Raw genomic sequence first — 17,491 nt, forward strand, 5'->3', positions numbered from 1 at the left:
GGATCAGCGGCCGAGGGCGGCTGCAAGGTCGGCCCCGATAATCTCCGCCAGCTCCTTGGCGGCGCGGTTCTCGCCGTCGCGCACGGCGCGAATCTTGGCGAATTCCTGCTGGGGGAAGTCGACCAAGGCGACGGCCGTCCGGTTGCCTGCCTTCACGGTCTCGCCGGTGGCGGTCTTGGTCAGGTTGTAGTCGGCCTTCACGACGATGCGGCCGGCTCCGGCGTCGTCGTCGTCATGGTCATTATCCGTGCTCTCATAGAGCACGCCCATTGTCCGGTGCGAGACGCTAAGCGCCAGATGGTATTGCGGATTGACCGGTTCGCCCTGGCCGCGCGACGTCAGAAAGACGAGGGCATTTCGGACTTCCTGCTCGACGCGGTCGTCGGCTTCCGAAATCTCGATCGCGGCAAGCGCGATCGACGTCGAGCCAGTCGGACCGTCGGAATAAAGAGGCCTGACCTGGCAGCCGCTGAGTGCCGCAAGCGACAATGCGCCGGCTACGAAGCCCAAGGACCGAAGACGGAAGCCAGCTATATCAGACAACGACATTGACGATCCTCTGAGGCACGACGATGATCTTCTTCGGGCGGCCGCCGTTGAGCGCGGCCTTGACGGCATCCAGCGCGAGCACGGCGCTTTCGATCGCACTCTGATCTGCGTCGCGCGCGATTGTCAAATCGGCACGCTTTTTCCCGTTGATCTGGACCGGCAGCGTGATCTCGTTCTCGACGATGAGCGCAGGATCGAATTTCGGCCAAGGCCTCTCGGCGATGAGACCTTCGCCGCCGATCTCCCGCCAGCATTCTTCCGCAAGATGCGGCATCATCGGCGCGATCAGGTTGATCAGGATCGCGGCGGCGTCCTTTACCGCAGCAGTCAGAGCGTTGTCCGCCTTGCCGCTCGCGACCTGCGTCAGCGGGGCGGCCATGGCGTTCACCAGCTCGTAGATACGTGCGACCGCCTTGTTGAAGGCGAGCTTGTCATAGTCCGCCTCTACCGCCTTGAGCGTGCGATGTGCGGCCTGGGACACTGCAAGCCCCTCGCCTCCGCTTGCCGGCGCGGCATCGACGGCACGCAGCCTCTCCGCGGCCTCGGTCAGAAGACGCCAGACGCGCTGCACGAAGCGATGGGCGCCTTCGACGCCTGCCTCGGACCAGATGACGTCGCGATCCGGCGGCGAATCGGAGAGCACGAAGAAACGTGCCGTGTCGGCACCGTAGGAGCCGATGATGTCATCCGGGTCGACGACGTTCTTCTTCGACTTCGACATCTTCTCGATCGAGCCGATGGCGACTTCCTCGCCGGTCTCGATGTGGACCGCGCGCCGCTGTCCGTCGACTTCCTCCACGCGGATCTCGGCGGGCGTGATCCATTCCCGCTGCGCGCCTTCGCCGCGGCTATAGGTCTCGTGGACGACCATGCCCTGCGTGAACAGCCCCTTGAAGGGCTCGTCCAGCGCCACATGGCCGGTCGCCTTCATCGCGCGGGTGAAGAAGCGCGAATAGAGCAGATGCAGGATCGCGTGCTCGATGCCGCCGATATACTGGTCGACCGGCAGCCAGTGATTGGCCGCTTTCGGATCCGTCGGGTTGTCCTCCCAGGGCGCCGTAAAGCGGGTGAAGTACCAGGAGGAATCGACGAAGGTATCCATCGTGTCGGTTTCCCGGCGCGCGTCCTTGCCGCATTGCGGGCAGGCGACGTGACGCCAGGTCGGGTGACGATCGAGCGGATTGCCGGGTTTGTCGAAGGTCACGTCCGGCGGCAGCGTCACGGGCAGATCTGCCTTCGGCACCGGAACGACGCCGCAGTCGTCACAGTGAATGACCGGGATCGGGCAGCCCCAGTAGCGCTGGCGGGAAATGCCCCAGTCGCGCAGGCGGAAATTGACCTTGCGCTCCGCGCGCGGCGTGCCGTTCAGCAGATCGTTTTCGAGCCTGGAGGCGACGGTCTCGAACGCCTCTTCCGCCGAAAGCCCGTCGAGGAAGCGCGAATTGATCATCACGCCGTCGCCGTCATAGGCCTCGTCGCCGATCGTGAAGGTCTGCGGATCGGCATCCTTCGGCATCACCACCGGAACGACCGGCAGATCATATTTGCGGGCGAAGTCGAGGTCGCGCTGGTCGCCCGAGGGGCAGCCGAAGATGGCGCCCGTGCCGTAGTCCATCAGCACGAAATTGGCGACGTAGACCGGCAGCTCCCAGTTCGGATCGAAGGGATGCCGTGCGCGTATGCCGGTGTCGATGCCCTTCTTCTCCGCCGTTTCCAGTGCGGCGAGCGACGTGCCGGCGCGCCGGCATTCCTCGCAGAAGGCTTCGATCTCGGCGTTCTTGGCTGCGGCATCCCTGGCGAGCGGATGATCGGCGGAGATCGCCAGGAAGGAGGCGCCGAACAGCGTGTCCGGCCGCGTCGTATAGACCGTGACTTCCTTTTCCTCGCCGGGGACCGTCGCCGGATCGAGCTCCCAGCGGACCGAAAGCCCTTCTGAGCGGCCAATCCAGTTCTTCTGCATCAGCCGCACTTTTTCGGGCCACTCGTCGAGCGTGTCGAGCGCGTCGAGCAGATCCTGGCTGAAGTCGGTGATGCGGAAGAACCATTGCGTCAGCTCGCGCTGTTCAACGAGCGCGCCGGAGCGCCAGCCGCGGCCTTCTATTACCTGCTCGTTGGCAAGCACGGTATTGTCGACCGGGTCCCAGTTGACCTTCGACTGCTTTCGGTAGACCAGGCCTTTTTCCAGGAAATCGAGGAAAAGGTGCTGCTGGCGCTGGTAATATTCGGGATCGCAGGTCGCAAATTCCCGGCTCCAGTCGAGCGAAAGCCCCATGACCTTGAGCTGCGCCTTCATCGAGGCAATGTTCTGGTACGTCCAGCTCGCCGGATGGACGCCGCGCTCCATGGCGGCGTTTTCCGCCGGCATGCCGAAGGCGTCCCAGCCCATCGGGTGCAGCACGTTGAAGCCGCGGGCGCGCTTGTAGCGGGCGACCACGTCGCCCATCGTGTAATTGCGCACGTGACCCATGTGGATCCGTCCGGATGGATAGGGGAACATCTCCAGGACGTAATATTTGTCGCGCGGATCGTCGTTCTTCGTCTCGAAGACCTTGCCCGCTTCCCATTGGTGCTGCCAGCGCGGTTCGGCATCGCGCGGATTATATCGTTCGGTAGCCATGTCTTTGTCGATGTTCCGGAAATTCTGCCGGGCGCGAGCGCCCGCGCGTGATAGCTGGCGTGACCTTCACCACGAAACGCCCCAAGCGTCAAGTTTTGAAGGATTCGCCAGGCGGTCCACTCGATTCGCAGTTCAAACGAGGGCAGATGACGCCACGGCCGAGGCGAACCCGCCCGCTCCGGCTTGTGCTGGACTTGGCAAGCGCCGCAAGTTTCAATAAGCCGCTAGCGAAGATGTCGAAACGATCTTGAACAGGAGCGTGGGGATGGAAGTCGAGGAACGGCTGAACGAAGTGCTGAGCCGGATTCGCGCAAGCGAGAAGTCGGCGAACCGTCCGGAAAATGCCGTCAGTCTGGTGGCCGTGTCGAAAACGTTCGACGCCGAGACGATCCGGCCGGTGATCGAAGCTGGCCAGCGCGTCTTCGGCGAGAACCGCGTGCAGGAAGCGCAGGCCAAATGGCCCGCGCTCAAGCGTGAGACCCCCGACATCGAGCTGCACCTGATCGGTCCGCTGCAATCCAACAAAGCTGCCGACGCCGTTGCGCTCTTCGACGTCATCGAGACGATCGACAGGGAGAAGATCGCGCGCGCGGTCGCCGCCGAAATGAAGCGCCAGGGACGCGACATCCGCCTCTATGTTCAGGTGAACACCGGTCTCGAACCGCAGAAGGCCGGCATCGCGCCGGAAGACGCGGCCGCTTTCGTCGCGCTCTGCCGTGACGAGTTGGCTCTGAACATCGAAGGACTGATGTGCATTCCGCCGTTCGACGAAAATCCGGGACCGCACTTCGCCCTGCTCGCCAAGCTTGCCGGTCAGTGCGGCCTTTCCAGGCTCTCCATGGGCATGTCCGGTGACTTTGAAACGGCAATCGCCTTCGGCGCCACCGGCGTGCGGGTAGGCTCCGCCATTTTCGGAGCGCGCTGAGTCCCGCTCCCCATTACCCTTTCGTCGGGGTTCCCGTTTACCTCCGTTCGCCTATCTTTCGAAGTGGAGGAACCGGGCTTCTCGTCCGGAGAGCGAGTGGGAGGAAACGGGTATGGCGAGCCGCTATTCCGAAGTGTATGCCGCGTGGAAAACCGATCCGCACGGCTTCTGGGCAGATGCCGCATCGGCGATCGACTGGTTCAAGCGGCCGGAGCGCATTTTCGAGCCTGCCGGCGGCACCTATGGTCACTGGTTTCCGGACGGCGTCACCAACACCTGCCACAACTGCCTGGACCGACATGTCGAGGCCGGCCGTGGCGAGCAGCTGGCCTTTATATACGACAGTCCCGTCACCGGCCGGATCGAGAGAATCTCCTATGCGGACCTGCTCGCCGATGTGAAGGCTATGGCTGCGATCTACCGCAAGCTGGGCGTCGACAAGGGCGATCGCATCATCATCTACATGCCGATGATCCCGCAGGCGGCGATCGCCATGCTCGCGGCAGCGCGGATCGGCGCGGTGCATTCCGTCGTATTCGGCGGCTTTGCCGCCAACGAACTCGCCATGCGCATCGATGATTGCCAGGCGAAGATCGTCGTCTCGGCGAGCTGCGGGCTGGAGCCCGGGCGAACCGTCGCCTACAAGCCTCTGCTCGATCAGGCGATCAAAACGGCCAGCCACAAGCCGGCCCGTTGCCTCATCTATCAGCGCGACATGCTCGCCGCCGAAATGGTTAGCGGCCGCGACATCGATTTCGCCGAAGCGCTTGCGGCGGCCAGAGACGCCGGTGAGGAAGCCTCTTGCACGCCGGTCGCCTCCACCGATCCGCTCTATGTCCTCTATACGTCCGGCACGACCGGCCAGCCGAAAGGCGTCGTGCGGGACAATGGCGGCCACATGGTCGCGCTCAGATGGTCGATGGAGCACTTCTTCGGAGTCAATGCCGGCGACGTGTTCTGGGCGGCTTCCGACATCGGCTGGGTGGTCGGTCATTCCTACATCGTCTATGGGCCGCTCCTCAACGGCTGCACCTCGGTCCTCTTCGAAGGAAAGCCGGTCGGGACGCCCGACCCCGGAACCTATTGGCGCGTCATTTCCGAACACGGCGTGGCCGTCATGTTCACCGCGCCGACGGCGCTGCGAGCGATCCGCAAGGAGGACCCGGAAGCGGCCCATGCGGGCCGTTACGACCTGTCGCGGTTCCGGGCGCTTTATCTCGCGGGCGAGCGGGCCGACCCGGACACGATCCGCTGGGCGGAACGGGCGCTGAAGGTCCCGGTCATCGATCACTGGTGGCAGACCGAAACAGGATGGCCCGTTGCCGGCAATCCATTGGGTCTCGGCCTCCTGCCGGTAAAATACGGTTCCCCGGCGGTTCCCCTCCCCGGCTATGACGTGCAGGTCGTCGACGACGCGGGCCACCCGGTGGAAACCGGCACGCTCGGCAATGTCGTGATCAAGCTGCCGTTGCCGCCCGGCTGCCTGCCGACTCTGTGGAATGCCGATCACCGCTTCCATGCGGCCTATCTCGAGGAATATCCCGGCTTCTACAAGACGGCGGATGCCGGCTATGTCGACGAGGACGGCTATATCTTCATCATGGCCCGGACCGACGACATCATCAACGTCGCGGGACACCGGCTGTCGACGGGGGCCATGGAAGAGGTTTGCGCCAGCCATCCGGACGTCGCCGAATGCGCCGTGATCGGCATCGCCGATCCCCTCAAGGGGCAGGTGCCGGCGGGCTTCCTGGTCATCAACGCCAATGTTTCCCGTGAAACGGAAGAAATCGAGAAGGAGGTTGTCGGTCTCGTGCGCGAGCGCATCGGGCCGGTCGCCGCCTTCAGGACGGCGGTCTGCGTCAAGCGGCTGCCAAAGACGCGATCCGGCAAGATTCTGCGCTCGACGATCCAGAAGATCATCGACCGACAGCCATGGACGATGCCGGCAACGATCGACGATCCGGCGATCCTGGACGAGATTACCGAACTGTTGCGGTCAAAGGGGATCGGCGTTTAGAGCGGGATGAGGAAAAGTGTGCGCGGTTTTCCGCCCCGCATCCCGCGTCTCAACTTCTTGGAAGCGATCACGTTAATGCTTCTAGGTCGACCCGACTAAAAACATCGTGATCTAGCACTTCCAGGAAGTGTGCGCGGGACTGCACCTCGTCCGCCTGCCGGCAAGCGGGGCCAAAAGACAAGCGGCGCCCGCCTGCGTCGATCCTGTCAGCGACGGTCAATAAAAAACCCGGATCCTGCGATCCGGGTTTTCGCATCTCGCCGATGGCGAAGCGATCAGTAGTCGTCTTCCTCGTCGTCCTTGCGGTCCGACTTCAGCGACTTCAGCTTGGCGAAGACGGCATCGGCGTCGATTTCCTTTTCCTCTTCGCGATCCTGGCCGTAGTCGAGCTTCTCGGTTTCCTGTGCGGATTCGAGCGTTGCGCCGGTCTCGGCTGCCGAAGGCAGCGGGCGCCCCTTGGAGGCGCGCTCGACCTCGAGGTCCAGGTCGATCTGCGAGCAGAGGCCGAGAGTCACCGGGTCCATCGGCGTCAGGTTGGCGGAGTTCCAGTGGGTGCGCTCGCGAATCTGCTCGATCGTCGCCTTCGTCGTGCCGACAAGACGCGAGATCTGCGCGTCCTTCAGCTCCGGATGGTTGCGGACCAGCCACAGAATGGCGTTCGGGCGGTCCTGACGCTTGGAGACCGGCGTATAGCGCGGGCCCTTGCGCTTGGAGTCCGGGACGCGGACCTTCGGCTCCGAAAGCTTGAGTTTGTGATTCGGATTTCCTTCGGCGCGTGCGATCTCGTCGCGCGAAAGCTGACCGGTAGCGATTGGATCGAGGCCCTTGATACCCTGCGCCGATTCACCGTCGGCAATCGCCTTGACCTCGAGCGGGTGCAGCTTGCAGAACTGCGCGATCTGGTCGAACGAGAGTGCGGTGTTGTCAACCAGCCAGACGGCTGTTGCCTTGGGCATAAGCAGTTGCTGAGCCATGGATATAGTCCTTTTGTCCGTCCGCGCCGGTGTCGCGGGCCGTGGAGTCTACCACTCATTTCCGGGAATTGGGGGTTCTATACCGTTCTTGTCTCGAAATTGCAATTCTTCACTTTCAAATGTGCTTTTGTCTAATTGCGGACCCGAAGCGACCTGCTTATGAATTGTCGCAAAGGACCGGTGGGAGCCGATCCGGGGCGGAATGAGGAAATCTGTGCGCGGTTTTCCGCCGGCATTCCGCCCATGATCTGACCAGAAATGCGCAGGGAGGAAAATTATGGACGTCAAGACCTACCCGGTCCTGGAAGCGGCCAAGAACCGCACGCTGCTCGACAATGCGACCTATCTCGAATGGTATCGCGAGAGCGTTGCCGATCCGGAGAAGTTCTGGGGCGAGCACGGCAAGCGGATCGAATGGTTCGAGCCCTATACCAAGGTCAAGAACACGTCCTTCGAGGGCGATGTCTCGATCAAGTGGTTCGAAGACGGACTGACCAACGTCTCCTACAATTGCATCGACCGCCACCTGAAGACGCACGGCGAAAAGACGGCGATCATCTGGGAGGGAGACAATCCCTATCTCGACAAGAAGATCACCTATAACGAGCTCTACGACAAGGTTTGCCGTCTTGCCAACGTCTTGAAGGAGCAGGGCGTAAAGAAGGGGGACCGCGTCACCATCTACATGCCGATGATCCCGGAAGCAGCCTATGCGATGCTCGCCTGTGCCCGCATCGGCGCGATCCATTCGGTCGTTTTCGGCGGCTTTTCGCCCGAGGCGCTCGCCGGCCGCATCGTCGATTGCGAGTCCACCTTCGTGATCACCTGCGACGAGGGCGTGCGCGGCGGCAAGCCGGTTGCGCTCAAGGAGAACACCGATACCGCGATCGACATCGCTGCCAGACAGCACGTCACGGTCAGCAAGGTCCTCGTCGTGCGCCGCACCGGCGGCAAGGTCGGCTGGGCACCGGGCCGCGATCTCTGGTATCACCAGGAGACCGCGGCGGCAGAGCCGCATTGCCCGCCGGAAAAGATGAATGCGGAGGACCCGCTCTTCATTCTCTATACTTCGGGTTCGACCGGGAAGCCGAAAGGCGTGCTGCACACGACCGGCGGCTATCTCGTCTATGCTTCGATGACGCATCAATACGTGTTCGACTACCAGGACGGCGACATCTACTGGTGCACGGCCGATGTCGGCTGGGTCACCGGTCACTCCTACATCGTCTACGGGCCGCTCGCCAATGCGGCGACGACGCTGATGTTCGAGGGCGTGCCGAACTTCCCCGACGCGGGACGGTTCTGGGAAGTGGTCGACAAGCACAAGGTCAACATCTTCTATACCGCGCCGACCGCGATCCGCTCGCTGATGGGAGCGGGCGACGGTTTCGTCAAGCGCTCCTCGCGCTCTTCGCTGCGCCTGCTCGGAACGGTCGGCGAGCCGATCAATCCGGAAGCCTGGGAGTGGTACTATCACGTCGTCGGCGACGAGCGCTGCCCTGTCGTCGATACCTGGTGGCAGACCGAAACCGGCGGCATACTGATCACGCCGCTGCCGGGGGCTACCGATCTCAAACCCGGCTCCGCGACACGGCCCTTCTTCGGCGTCCAGCCGCAGATCGTGGACAGCGACGGCAAGGTCGTAGAGGGCGCGGCCGACGGCAACCTTTGCATCACCGATAGCTGGCCCGGGCAGATGCGGACGGTCTATGGCGATCACGAACGCTTCATCCAGACCTACTTCTCCACCTACAAGGGCAAGTATTTCACGGGCGACGGCTGCCGCCGCGACGAGGACGGCTACTATTGGATCACCGGCCGCGTCGACGACGTCCTGAACGTTTCCGGCCACCGGCTCGGCACGGCGGAGGTGGAATCGGCGCTCGTCTCGCACAACCTCGTTTCCGAGGCGGCGGTCGTCGGCTACCCGCATCCGATCAAGGGTCAGGGCATCTATTGCTACGTTTCGCTGATGGCCGGCGAGGTCGGAGACGACGAACTGCGCCAGGCGCTCGTCAAGCACGTCCGCTCGGAAATCGGACCGATCGCGACACCGGACAAGATCCAGTTCGCGCCCGGCCTTCCGAAAACACGCTCAGGCAAGATCATGCGCCGGATTCTCCGCAAGATCGCCGAGGACGATTTCGGTTCGCTCGGCGACACTTCGACGCTCGCCGATCCGGGCGTCGTCGACGACCTGATCGCCAATCGTCAGAACCGCGCTTGATGTGAGCCGGGGTACGGGTGGCAACAGCCCCTCATCCCGCTGCCGCGACCTTCTCCCCGCAAGCGGGGAGAAGGGGCATTGCGGCCACCGCACTCCCTCGCATTTGCTGTAACCGCATCAGCATTCTCGTCCCCTCTCCCCGCTCGCGGGGAGAGGGTTAGGTGAGGGGCGAAGCGCAAAGCGATGTACGGGTGGAACGCAGCGGCCGATTCGCCACCGAAACGAAAACCCGACGGCCTGCCCTCAGAAATCGATCGCGCGGCCCTTGATCTCCCAATCGCCGAAGCGAGCCGGGTCGAGGCCGCCGCGCCCGCCGAGTTCCGCCGGCATATCCTTTGGCGCTTCGGCACGTCGCCGCTCTTCGGCCTCCTTCAGAGCGCGCAGCGCTGCCGGGGAAAGCGGACGTCTGGGGCGGTCGGGAGAATTGTCGTTGTCGTTCTGCATACCGGTCGCGGTTTCCGTAACGATATTGAAGAGCTGGCCGTTTATCCCCATCATATAGGCACTTCCGTGTGAACGGAAAAGCTTGATTCACGTGAAACCTTCGCGCGTACCGAATGGAACGAAGCGGCTGCAGGCGGCTTTCCAAGAGGCGCGGGAAGGACACCGATTTGGTTGGAGCTCATTCATGAATCTCATGCGCACCGCAATGCTGCTCGCCTTCATGACCGTCCTCTTCATGGCCGTCGGCTATGTCATCGGCGGCCGCGGTGGCATGATGATCGCCCTCGTCATCGCCGCAGGCATGAACTTCTTCTCCTATTGGAATTCCGACCGGATGGTCCTGCGGATGTACCGGGCGCAGGAGGTGGACGAGCACAGCGCGCCGGAATATTACGGGATCGTCCGCGATCTGGCGAAGAATGCCGGCCTGCCGATGCCGCGCGTCTACGTCATCGACAGCCCGCAGCCAAATGCCTTCGCCACCGGCCGCAATCCGGAGAATGCCGCGGTCGCCGCTTCGACGGGACTGCTGCATTCGCTTTCCTACGAGGAGGTTGCCGGGGTCATGGCGCATGAGCTCGCCCATATCCAGTATCGCGACACTTTGACGATGACGCTGACGGCGACGCTCGCCGGTGCGATTTCCATGCTTGGCAACTTCGCCTTCTTCTTCGGTGGCAACCGCGAGAACAACAATCCGCTCGGCTTCATCGGCGTGCTGATCGCGATGATCGTCGCCCCGCTCGCGGCCATGCTGGTACAGATGGCGATCAGCCGTACACGCGAATATTCCGCCGACCGCCGCGGTGCGGAGATATGCGGCAATCCGCTCTGGCTTTCCTCGGCGCTCCGCAAGATCGCCGGTGCCGCTCAGGTCATCCATAACAATGACGCCGAGCGCAATCCGGCGACGGCGCATATGTTCATCATCAATCCTCTCTCGGGCGAGCGGATGGACAATCTGTTCTCGACCCATCCGAACACGGAGAACCGGGTTGCGGCTCTGGAGAGAATGGCCCGCGAGACGTCCACGGGCTCGACGGCGCCGGTCCGCCCTGATAATGCAGGGCGCAAATCGCGCTCTGTCCCGAGAACCGGCTGGGGTCGCGGTGGTTCCGAACCGCCGAAAGGCCCCTGGTCCTGATGCCCGAAGACAATAAGAACGATTCACGTCCGAAACGATCCCGAGAGCACAACCGCTCCGGAGCGGCAGGAGCCCGGCCCGGTGCGGATGCCGCGGCCAAACCGGGCCTGAAGAGCCGCCAGGCGGCTGCCAAGATCCTGGCGGCGGTGGTGGACCGCAAGACACCGCTCGACGGAATGCTCGATCCGGAGCGCGGGAACCCGGCCTATCGCGAGTTGAGCGAAGCCGATCGCGCGCTCGTGCGCGCCATTCTCAACTCGGCACTCCGCCATCTGCCTCGTATTCGTGCGGCCATCGATTCGCTTCTGCAAACGCCTCTGCCCGAGGGTGCGCGGGCTCTCGAACATGTGCTGACCGTCGCCGCCGCGCAAGTTCTCTATCTCGACGTTCCGGATCATTCGGCCGTCGACCTCGCAGTGGAACAGGCCCAGTCCGATCCGCGCAACCGCCGGTTCGCAAGCCTCGTCAACGCCGTGTTGCGGCGGCTTTCGCGTGAAAAGGAAGAAATTCTCGAAAAGCTGCGACAAGTCCCGGCGATGCCCGGCTGGTTCTTCGACAGGCTCGTCGCCTGTTACGGTCCCGACCAGGCCGAGCGCATCTCCGAGGCGCAGCTCGTACCCGCCGCCATCGACCTGACCGTGAAGTCCGATGCCGCTTCCTGGGCGGAGCGGCTCGCCGGCACCGTGTTGCCGACCGGCTCCGTTCGTCTTCAGGAATTCTCCGGTTCGATCCCGTCGCTTTCAGGCTTTTCGGAGGGCGCCTGGTGGGTCCAGGACGCGGCTGCCTCCATTCCGGCGCGCCTTTTCGGGGATATTTCCGGAAAGAAGGTGGTCGATCTCTGTGCCGCGCCCGGCGGCAAGACGGCGCAGCTCGTCCTCGCGGGGGCGGAGGTGACCGCGCTCGATCAGTCTTCAAGCCGGTTGCGGCGGCTCAAGGGCAACCTCGAGCGGCTTGGCTTCGAGGCCCGAACCAAGGAGAGCGATATGGCCGAGTTCCGGTCGGAAGAACTCTTCGACGCGGCCCTTCTCGACGCTCCCTGCTCCTCGACGGGCACCACCCGGCGACATCCCGACGTGCTCTGGACGAAAGGCCCGCAGGACGTCGCGAAGCTTGCCGGGCTGCAGGAACGGCTGCTGCGGCACGCGCTTACCTTGGTGAAGCCCGGCGGTCTCATCGTCTTTTCCAATTGCTCGCTCGACCCGCTGGAGGGCGAGGAGGTCGTCGCCCGCGTCGTCGCCGACAGCGGATGCGAACGGGTGCCGATCGACGCAGCCGATTGGCCGGGGCTCGAAAAGGCAATCACCGCGCTTGGAGAGTTCCGCACGACACCTGCGATGCTGCCGCTGGAACCGCCCTTCGCCGGTGGCCTCGATGGCTTTTATGCCGCCGTGCTGCGCCGTGCGGGCGCCTGAGGGCGCTCATCAACAGACTGTTTTGCTGGAACAATTGACGCCCTCGGACGGCCCGCCTATCAATGGCGGCAGGGTTGATAAATATTTAATGATCTTTCCCGCACGATTCCGATCTTCTGCTTGATCCTCGAATCGGCTCCGGTTCAAGAGGAAACCCACGGGCGCCGATGCCGTTTTCCAGTAAAACAAGGCTCCTATATTTGTATTTGCGCGAAGGCCAACGACGATTGGCGCGCCTGCTTTCGCGCGGAATGACGACGGCGCTGCGCTTTGCGGGCTCTACGCCCGCCCGCCTGATCGTCGCACCCACGGATCTTCGGGCCATCGATCCCTTCGCCGCCGAAGAGATCCTCGCGGGTCGTTTTCCGCTCGCCGGCCGCGTTCTGGATACCGAAGGCGAGTCGCCTTTCGAAATCGACCTGCCGTCGCACGAGTTCGCGGCCCGGCTTCATTCCTTCGGCTGGCTGCGTCACATGCGGGCGATACAGGACGAAGCCGGCTCGATCAGGCTGCGCCAGATCATGGACGACTGGATGGGCAGCCATGGCCGAAGCATCGGCGAAATCTCGTGGGAAGCGGACGTGGTTGCGCAGCGCGTCATCGCCTGGCTGTCCCATTCGCCGGTGGTGCTGCGCAACGCCGAGCACGGTTTCTATCGCCGCTTCCTGAGAAGCCTTGCCCTTCAGGTCCGCTATCTCCGGAATGTCGCCGAGACCGTTTCCGATGGAGAGGCGCGCCTGAGGGTTCGCCTGGCACTCGCCATGGCCTCCGTTTCGATGCCGGCTACGGCGTCGGCGATCCGCAAGGCGTCGCGCAATCTGGATCTGGAGCTGGAGCGGCAGCTTCTGCCCGACGGGGCGCATTTCTCCCGAAACCCCCGCGCCGGGCTCGAGCTGCTGCTCGATCTGCTGCCGCTGCGCCAGACCTATGTCAATCTCGGACACGACGTGCCCGCGAGGCTCATTCCCTGCATCGACCGCATATATCCGGCGCTCCGCTTCTTCCGCCACCAGAGCGGGGAGCTCGCCCTTTTCAACGGCGCGACATCGGTTCTCGCCCATGAGCTCGCCTCGGTGCTCAGATATGACGAGACGTCCGGCGAGCCGTTCCGGTCCTTGCCGCACGCCCATTACGAACGTCTGGCGATGGGCGATACCGTCATCATCATGGACACCGGACGACCGCTTTCGGTCGACCTATCGCGCAGCGCCCATGCCGGCTGCCTCTCCTTCGAGATGTCCTCCGGCAGGAACCGCTTCGTCGTCAACTCCGGCGCGCCGAAATTTGCCGGCGATCGATTTCGGCAGATGGCGCGCACGACCGCCGCGCATTCCACAGTCACCGTCGACGACACGTCCTCCTGCCGCTTTTCGCAGTCGCGCTTCCTCGGCCCGGTCATGATCAGCGGCCCCTCGCGCATCGTGATCGAGAGGAAGGACGAGCCGGGAAGCATCGAGCAGGTCAAAGCGAGTCACGACGGCTACCTTGCGCCCTTCGGCCTGATCCACGAGCGCGACATCGGAATTCTCAATGGCGGGCGGCTGATCCGCGGTCGCGACCGACTGCTGCTGGAGGATGGCAGCGATCCGGAAAATGACGACGACGCGACCGCTGTCGCCCGTTTCCACATCCATCCGGCAATCGGCATGCGCCGGCACAGCGAGAGCGAGATATATCTGACGGCACCCGATGGAGAGGCATGGCTCTTCGCCTGTCGCGACGGTGCGCTCGCGATCGAGGAGGACATTTTCTTCGCCGATCCCTCCGGCGTGCGCGCCTCGTCGCAGATAAGCGTGACCTTCTCTGCCGCCTCGCAGCCGGAAATCCAGTGGACTTTCACGCGCGAGGGATGATCCCGAAATTGCGCCGGGCCTATTTTCCCGTTGTCGCGGCGCCGAAGGTTCCTTCCGGGAACAAGCTATGCTAACGGCAGCCATCCCAATCGCCGGAACCTCCTCACTACGCGTCCGGCGCTGCCAAAGGAGCAAGGTCGATGGTTGTCGCCTCCAAGAAAATCCCCGCCCCGGACGAGGTCCGGATCAAAACCGCCCTCCTTTCGGTCTCCGACAAGACGGGCATCGTCGAACTCGCCCGCGCCCTCAACGACAAGGGCATCCGGCTCATCTCGACCGGCGGTACGCACAAGGCGCTTGCCGATGCCGGCCTTCCCGTCAGCGACGTGTCGGAGCTGACCGGCTTTCCGGAAATCATGGACGGGCGCGTCAAGACGCTTCACCCCGGCGTCCATGGCGGTCTTCTCGCGATCCGCGACGACGCGGAGCATGCGGACGCCATGAGCGCGCACGGCATCACCGCGATCGATCTCGCCGTCATCAATCTCTATCCCTTCGAAGAAGTCCGCGCCAAGGGCGGCGACTATCCGACCACGGTTGAGAATATCGATATCGGCGGCCCCGCAATGATCCGGGCATCGGCCAAGAACCATGCCTATGTGACGATCGTCACCGACCCGGCTGACTATTCGCCGCTGCTGGAGGAAATCGCAGACGGCGCGACGCGCTACGCCTTTCGCCAGAAAATGGCGGCCAGGGCCTATGCCCGCACGGCGGCCTATGATGCGGCGATCTCCAACTGGTTCACCGAAGTGCTCGACACGCCCATGCCGCGCCACCGCGTTCTCGGCGGCGTGCTCAGGGAGGAGATGCGCTACGGCGAGAACCCGCACCAGAAAGCCGGATTCTACGTGACCGGCGAGAAACGGCCGGGAGTGGCCACGGCGGCGCTGCTACAGGGCAAGCAGCTCTCCTACAACAACATCAACGATACCGATGCCGCCTTCGAACTGGTGGCGGAATTCCTGCCGGAGAAGGCACCGGCCTGCGCCATCATCAAGCATGCCAACCCCTGCGGCGTTGCGACCGCGCCCTCGCTCGCCGAAGCCTATCGCCGGGCGCTCGCCTGCGATTCGACCTCGGCATTCGGCGGCATCATCGCGCTCAACCAGGAACTGGACGCCGAGACCGCGGAAGAGATCGTCAAGCTCTTCACCGAGGTGATCATTGCGCCTTCGGTCAGCGACGAGGCGAAAGCCGTCATCGCCCGCAAACCGAACCTGCGGCTGCTTGCGGCCGGCGGCCTGCCGGATCCGCGCACGCCCGGCCTGACGGCGAAGACGGTCGCCGGCGGGGTGCTCGTCCAGACGCGCGACAACGGTATGGTCGAGGACCTGGAGCTCAAGGTGGTTACCAAGCGTGCGCCGACGGCGCAGGAGCTCGAAGACATGAAGTTCGCCTTCAAGGTGGCGAAGCACGTCAAGTCCAATGCCATCGTCTATGCCAAGGACGGCCAGACGGCGGGTATCGGCGCCGGCCAGATGAGCCGCGTCGATTCCGCGCGCATCGCTGCCATAAAGGCGGAAGAAGCGGCCAAGGCGCTGGGCCTCGCCGAGCCGCTCACGCGCGGTTCGGCCGTCGCTTCGGAGGCCTTCCTCCCCTTCGCCGACGGGCTTCTGTCAGCCATCGCTGCCGGCGCAACCGCCGTCATCCAGCCGGGTGGTTCGATGCGCGACGAAGAAGTGATCGCGGCAGCGAACGAGCACGATGTCGCGATGGTCTTCACGGGCATGCGGCATTTCCGGCACTAGATCACGATGTTTTTGGGTCGGGTCGACCTAAGAACATGAACGTGATCGAGTCCAAGAAGTCGAGACGCGGGATGCGGGCGCATAACCGCACAAACTCTTTCTCGTCCCGCTCTGAGCCTCCTGCGCGAAATTCCTATAGCGGCCGGTGCGCCGGATAGGGGGTCCGCAGGAGGATCACGAGACCGACGGCGAGAAAGGCGACCAGCGCCATCATGCCGATCCGGGCCGATCCGGTCACAAGCGTGATCGTCGCGACCGAGGCGGGCGCCAGGAACGAGGTGGCGCGGCCGGAAAGAGCGTAGAGACCGAAATAACGCCCGGCTTCGTCGGGCGAAACACTGCGCGCGAGGTAGGATCGGGACGAGGCCTGGACCGGCCCGAAGGCTACCCCGACCAGGAGTCCATACAGAATATAGGCCTTTTCGGCGGCGGTGCCGAAGAGGCCGCCCGAGTCCGTCGAGCCAAGCGGGACAAGCCCGAAGAGCGTGAAACCGGGCCCGGTCGAGACGATGCCGAGGGTGGCGATTGTCAGTGAGACGAGGCTGGCGACGACGATCGTCTTGGAGCCGAGCCGTGCATCCAGCCTGCTCGCATAAAGGCAGCCGAAGATCGCCACGACATTCAGGATGATGCCGTAGAGCCCGAGTTCCATCGTCTGCCATCCGAACATCCCGGCGGCGAAGGTGCCGCCGAGCGCGAGCAGCCCGTTGACGCCGTCCTGGAAGATCATCCGGGCGATCAGGAACCGCAAGATGCCGGCCCTCTCCTTGAGTTCGGCAAGCGTGCCCTTCAGTTCTTCGAAGCCCCGAGCGGTTGCCTTCGCCATGGACATCCTTGCCCTGGTCGCATCCGGCGTGAAGAGGAACATCGGCAGGATGAAAACGAGGTACCAGGCGGCGGATATGGGGCCGGTGATCCGGGCGTCTTCGCCCTTTGCCGGATCGAGCCCGAACAGAGGCTCGAGTCCGATCGCCGTCTTGCCGGTCTGCGGGCTTCCGGCAATCAGCGCGACCACGGCGATCAGCACGATCATGCCGCCGAGATAGCCGAGGCCCCAGGCGATGTTGGAGATGCGTCCCACTTCCTTTTCGCTCACGAGCCGCGTCATCATCGAATCGTTGAAGACGATGGAAAATTCGGCTGCCACGGTCGCCAGCGCAAGAAAGATCGCCGTATAGATCAGGGACGAGCCCGGTGCCGCGTTCCAGAGCAGGGCGAGCGAGATGATCTTCACGGCGGCGAAAAAGGCGATCCACGGCTTTCGTGGGCCGGACGCATCGGCAATTGCGCCGAGGACCGGCGAAAGCAGGGCAATCACGATCCCCGCGACGGTCAGCGTATAGCCCCAGACCGCCTGCCCATGTGCGGGATCGGCCGTTAGCCGGGAAACAAAATAGGGCGCGAAGATGAAGGTGGTGATGACGGTGAAGAAGGGTTGCGCGGCCCAGTCGAACAGCATCCAGCCGGCAATGCCGAGACGCGAAGTCCGAGGCCGCTCCTCCATTCGCCCAGCCGCGATATCCACTTCATCCCTCCCCGACACTTGCGCAAGCGCGCCGCGTTCGTAGGCGGCGG

12 protein-coding genes are annotated in these 17,491 nt (G+C 63.6%); 7 read left to right on the forward strand and 5 right to left on the reverse strand.

What is annotated here, in order from left to right; all coding sequences use genetic code 11:
• Positions 1 to 3: 3 nt before the first annotated feature.
• Together M1D43_RS13580 and leuS are read right to left on the reverse strand one after the other, a co-directional pair.
• Positions 4 to 549, reverse strand: a complete 546-nt coding sequence (locus M1D43_RS13580) for an LPS assembly lipoprotein LptE (RefSeq protein WP_153313969.1) — start codon at positions 547 to 549, stop codon at positions 4 to 6.
• Entirely contained in the window at positions 536 to 3,166 is a 2,631-nt protein-coding gene (leuS, locus tag M1D43_RS13585; protein WP_127735901.1) for a leucine--tRNA ligase, read from the reverse strand. The genes M1D43_RS13580 and leuS overlap by 14 nt, the downstream gene beginning before the upstream one ends.
• A gap of 265 nt (positions 3,167 to 3,431) precedes the next feature.
• Between leuS and M1D43_RS13590 the strand changes: the two genes are divergently transcribed.
• Positions 3,432 to 4,091, forward strand: coding sequence for a YggS family pyridoxal phosphate-dependent enzyme (locus M1D43_RS13590; protein WP_003531743.1), 660 nt, complete (start codon positions 3,432 to 3,434; stop codon positions 4,089 to 4,091).
• 112 nt (positions 4,092 to 4,203) lie between these two features.
• Complete coding sequence (locus M1D43_RS13595; protein WP_107607784.1) at positions 4,204 to 6,111, forward strand: AMP-binding protein; 1,908 nt, start codon at positions 4,204 to 4,206, stop codon at positions 6,109 to 6,111.
• A 275-nt stretch (positions 6,112 to 6,386) separates the two neighbouring features.
• Here M1D43_RS13595 and M1D43_RS13600 read toward each other — a convergent pair whose 3' ends face one another.
• Positions 6,387 to 7,085: a DUF1013 domain-containing protein gene (locus M1D43_RS13600; RefSeq protein WP_003531751.1), complete on the reverse strand. Its 699-nt coding sequence runs from the start codon at positions 7,083 to 7,085 to the stop codon at positions 6,387 to 6,389.
• A gap of 277 nt (positions 7,086 to 7,362) precedes the next feature.
• Between M1D43_RS13600 and acs the strand changes: the two genes are divergently transcribed.
• Positions 7,363 to 9,312: an acetate--CoA ligase gene (acs, locus tag M1D43_RS13605; RefSeq protein WP_153313967.1), complete on the forward strand. Its 1,950-nt coding sequence runs from the start codon at positions 7,363 to 7,365 to the stop codon at positions 9,310 to 9,312.
• 243 nt (positions 9,313 to 9,555) lie between these two features.
• On the opposite strand, the gene M1D43_RS13610 is transcribed toward acs, so the two are convergent.
• Complete coding sequence (locus M1D43_RS13610) at positions 9,556 to 9,810, reverse strand: DUF1674 domain-containing protein (RefSeq protein WP_027992946.1); 255 nt, start codon at positions 9,808 to 9,810, stop codon at positions 9,556 to 9,558.
• A 130-nt stretch (positions 9,811 to 9,940) separates the two neighbouring features.
• Between M1D43_RS13610 and htpX the strand changes: the two genes are divergently transcribed.
• From htpX to purH, 4 genes are all read left to right on the forward strand, one after another.
• Complete coding sequence (htpX, locus tag M1D43_RS13615; RefSeq protein WP_003531758.1) at positions 9,941 to 10,900, forward strand: zinc metalloprotease HtpX; 960 nt, start codon at positions 9,941 to 9,943, stop codon at positions 10,898 to 10,900.
• Complete coding sequence (locus tag M1D43_RS13620; protein ID WP_498813986.1) at positions 10,900 to 12,312, forward strand: RsmB/NOP family class I SAM-dependent RNA methyltransferase; 1,413 nt, start codon at positions 10,900 to 10,902, stop codon at positions 12,310 to 12,312. The genes htpX and M1D43_RS13620 overlap by 1 nt, the downstream gene beginning before the upstream one ends.
• Positions 12,313 to 12,479: 167 nt before the next feature.
• Positions 12,480 to 14,165: a heparinase II/III family protein gene (locus M1D43_RS13625; protein WP_153313965.1), complete on the forward strand. Its 1,686-nt coding sequence runs from the start codon at positions 12,480 to 12,482 to the stop codon at positions 14,163 to 14,165.
• 140 nt (positions 14,166 to 14,305) lie between these two features.
• A complete protein-coding gene (gene purH, locus M1D43_RS13630; protein WP_153313964.1) occupies positions 14,306 to 15,916 on the forward strand; it encodes a bifunctional phosphoribosylaminoimidazolecarboxamide formyltransferase/IMP cyclohydrolase in 1,611 nt (536 codons plus the stop codon).
• Between the two features lie 133 nt (positions 15,917 to 16,049).
• On the opposite strand, the gene M1D43_RS13635 is transcribed toward purH, so the two are convergent.
• The gene (locus M1D43_RS13635; protein WP_015008004.1) at positions 16,050 to 17,441 is read right to left on the reverse strand and encodes an MFS transporter; all 1,392 of its coding nucleotides are present in this window, start codon (positions 17,439 to 17,441) and stop codon (positions 16,050 to 16,052) included.
• Positions 17,442 to 17,491: the final 50 nt, after the last annotated feature.

The sequence above is a fragment of the Ensifer sp. R1-3 genome (assembly GCF_056739175.1).

Coding starts and splice junctions, on each gene's coding strand:
- M1D43_RS13580 (WP_153313969.1), bottom strand. CDS start 549: ATGTCGTTGTCTGATATAGCTGGCTTCCGTCTTCGGTCCTTGGGCTTC.
- leuS (WP_127735901.1), bottom strand. CDS start 3,166: ATGGCTACCGAACGATATAATCCGCGCGATGCCGAACCGCGCTGGCAG.
- M1D43_RS13590 (WP_003531743.1), top strand. CDS start 3,432: ATGGAAGTCGAGGAACGGCTGAACGAAGTGCTGAGCCGGATTCGCGCA.
- M1D43_RS13595 (WP_107607784.1), top strand. CDS start 4,204: ATGGCGAGCCGCTATTCCGAAGTGTATGCCGCGTGGAAAACCGATCCG.
- M1D43_RS13600 (WP_003531751.1), bottom strand. CDS start 7,085: ATGGCTCAGCAACTGCTTATGCCCAAGGCAACAGCCGTCTGGCTGGTT.
- acs (WP_153313967.1), top strand. CDS start 7,363: ATGGACGTCAAGACCTACCCGGTCCTGGAAGCGGCCAAGAACCGCACG.
- M1D43_RS13610 (WP_027992946.1), bottom strand. CDS start 9,810: ATGATGGGGATAAACGGCCAGCTCTTCAATATCGTTACGGAAACCGCG.
- htpX (WP_003531758.1), top strand. CDS start 9,941: ATGAATCTCATGCGCACCGCAATGCTGCTCGCCTTCATGACCGTCCTC.
- M1D43_RS13620 (WP_498813986.1), top strand. CDS start 10,900: ATGCCCGAAGACAATAAGAACGATTCACGTCCGAAACGATCCCGAGAG.
- M1D43_RS13625 (WP_153313965.1), top strand. CDS start 12,480: ATGCCGTTTTCCAGTAAAACAAGGCTCCTATATTTGTATTTGCGCGAA.
- purH (WP_153313964.1), top strand. CDS start 14,306: ATGGTTGTCGCCTCCAAGAAAATCCCCGCCCCGGACGAGGTCCGGATC.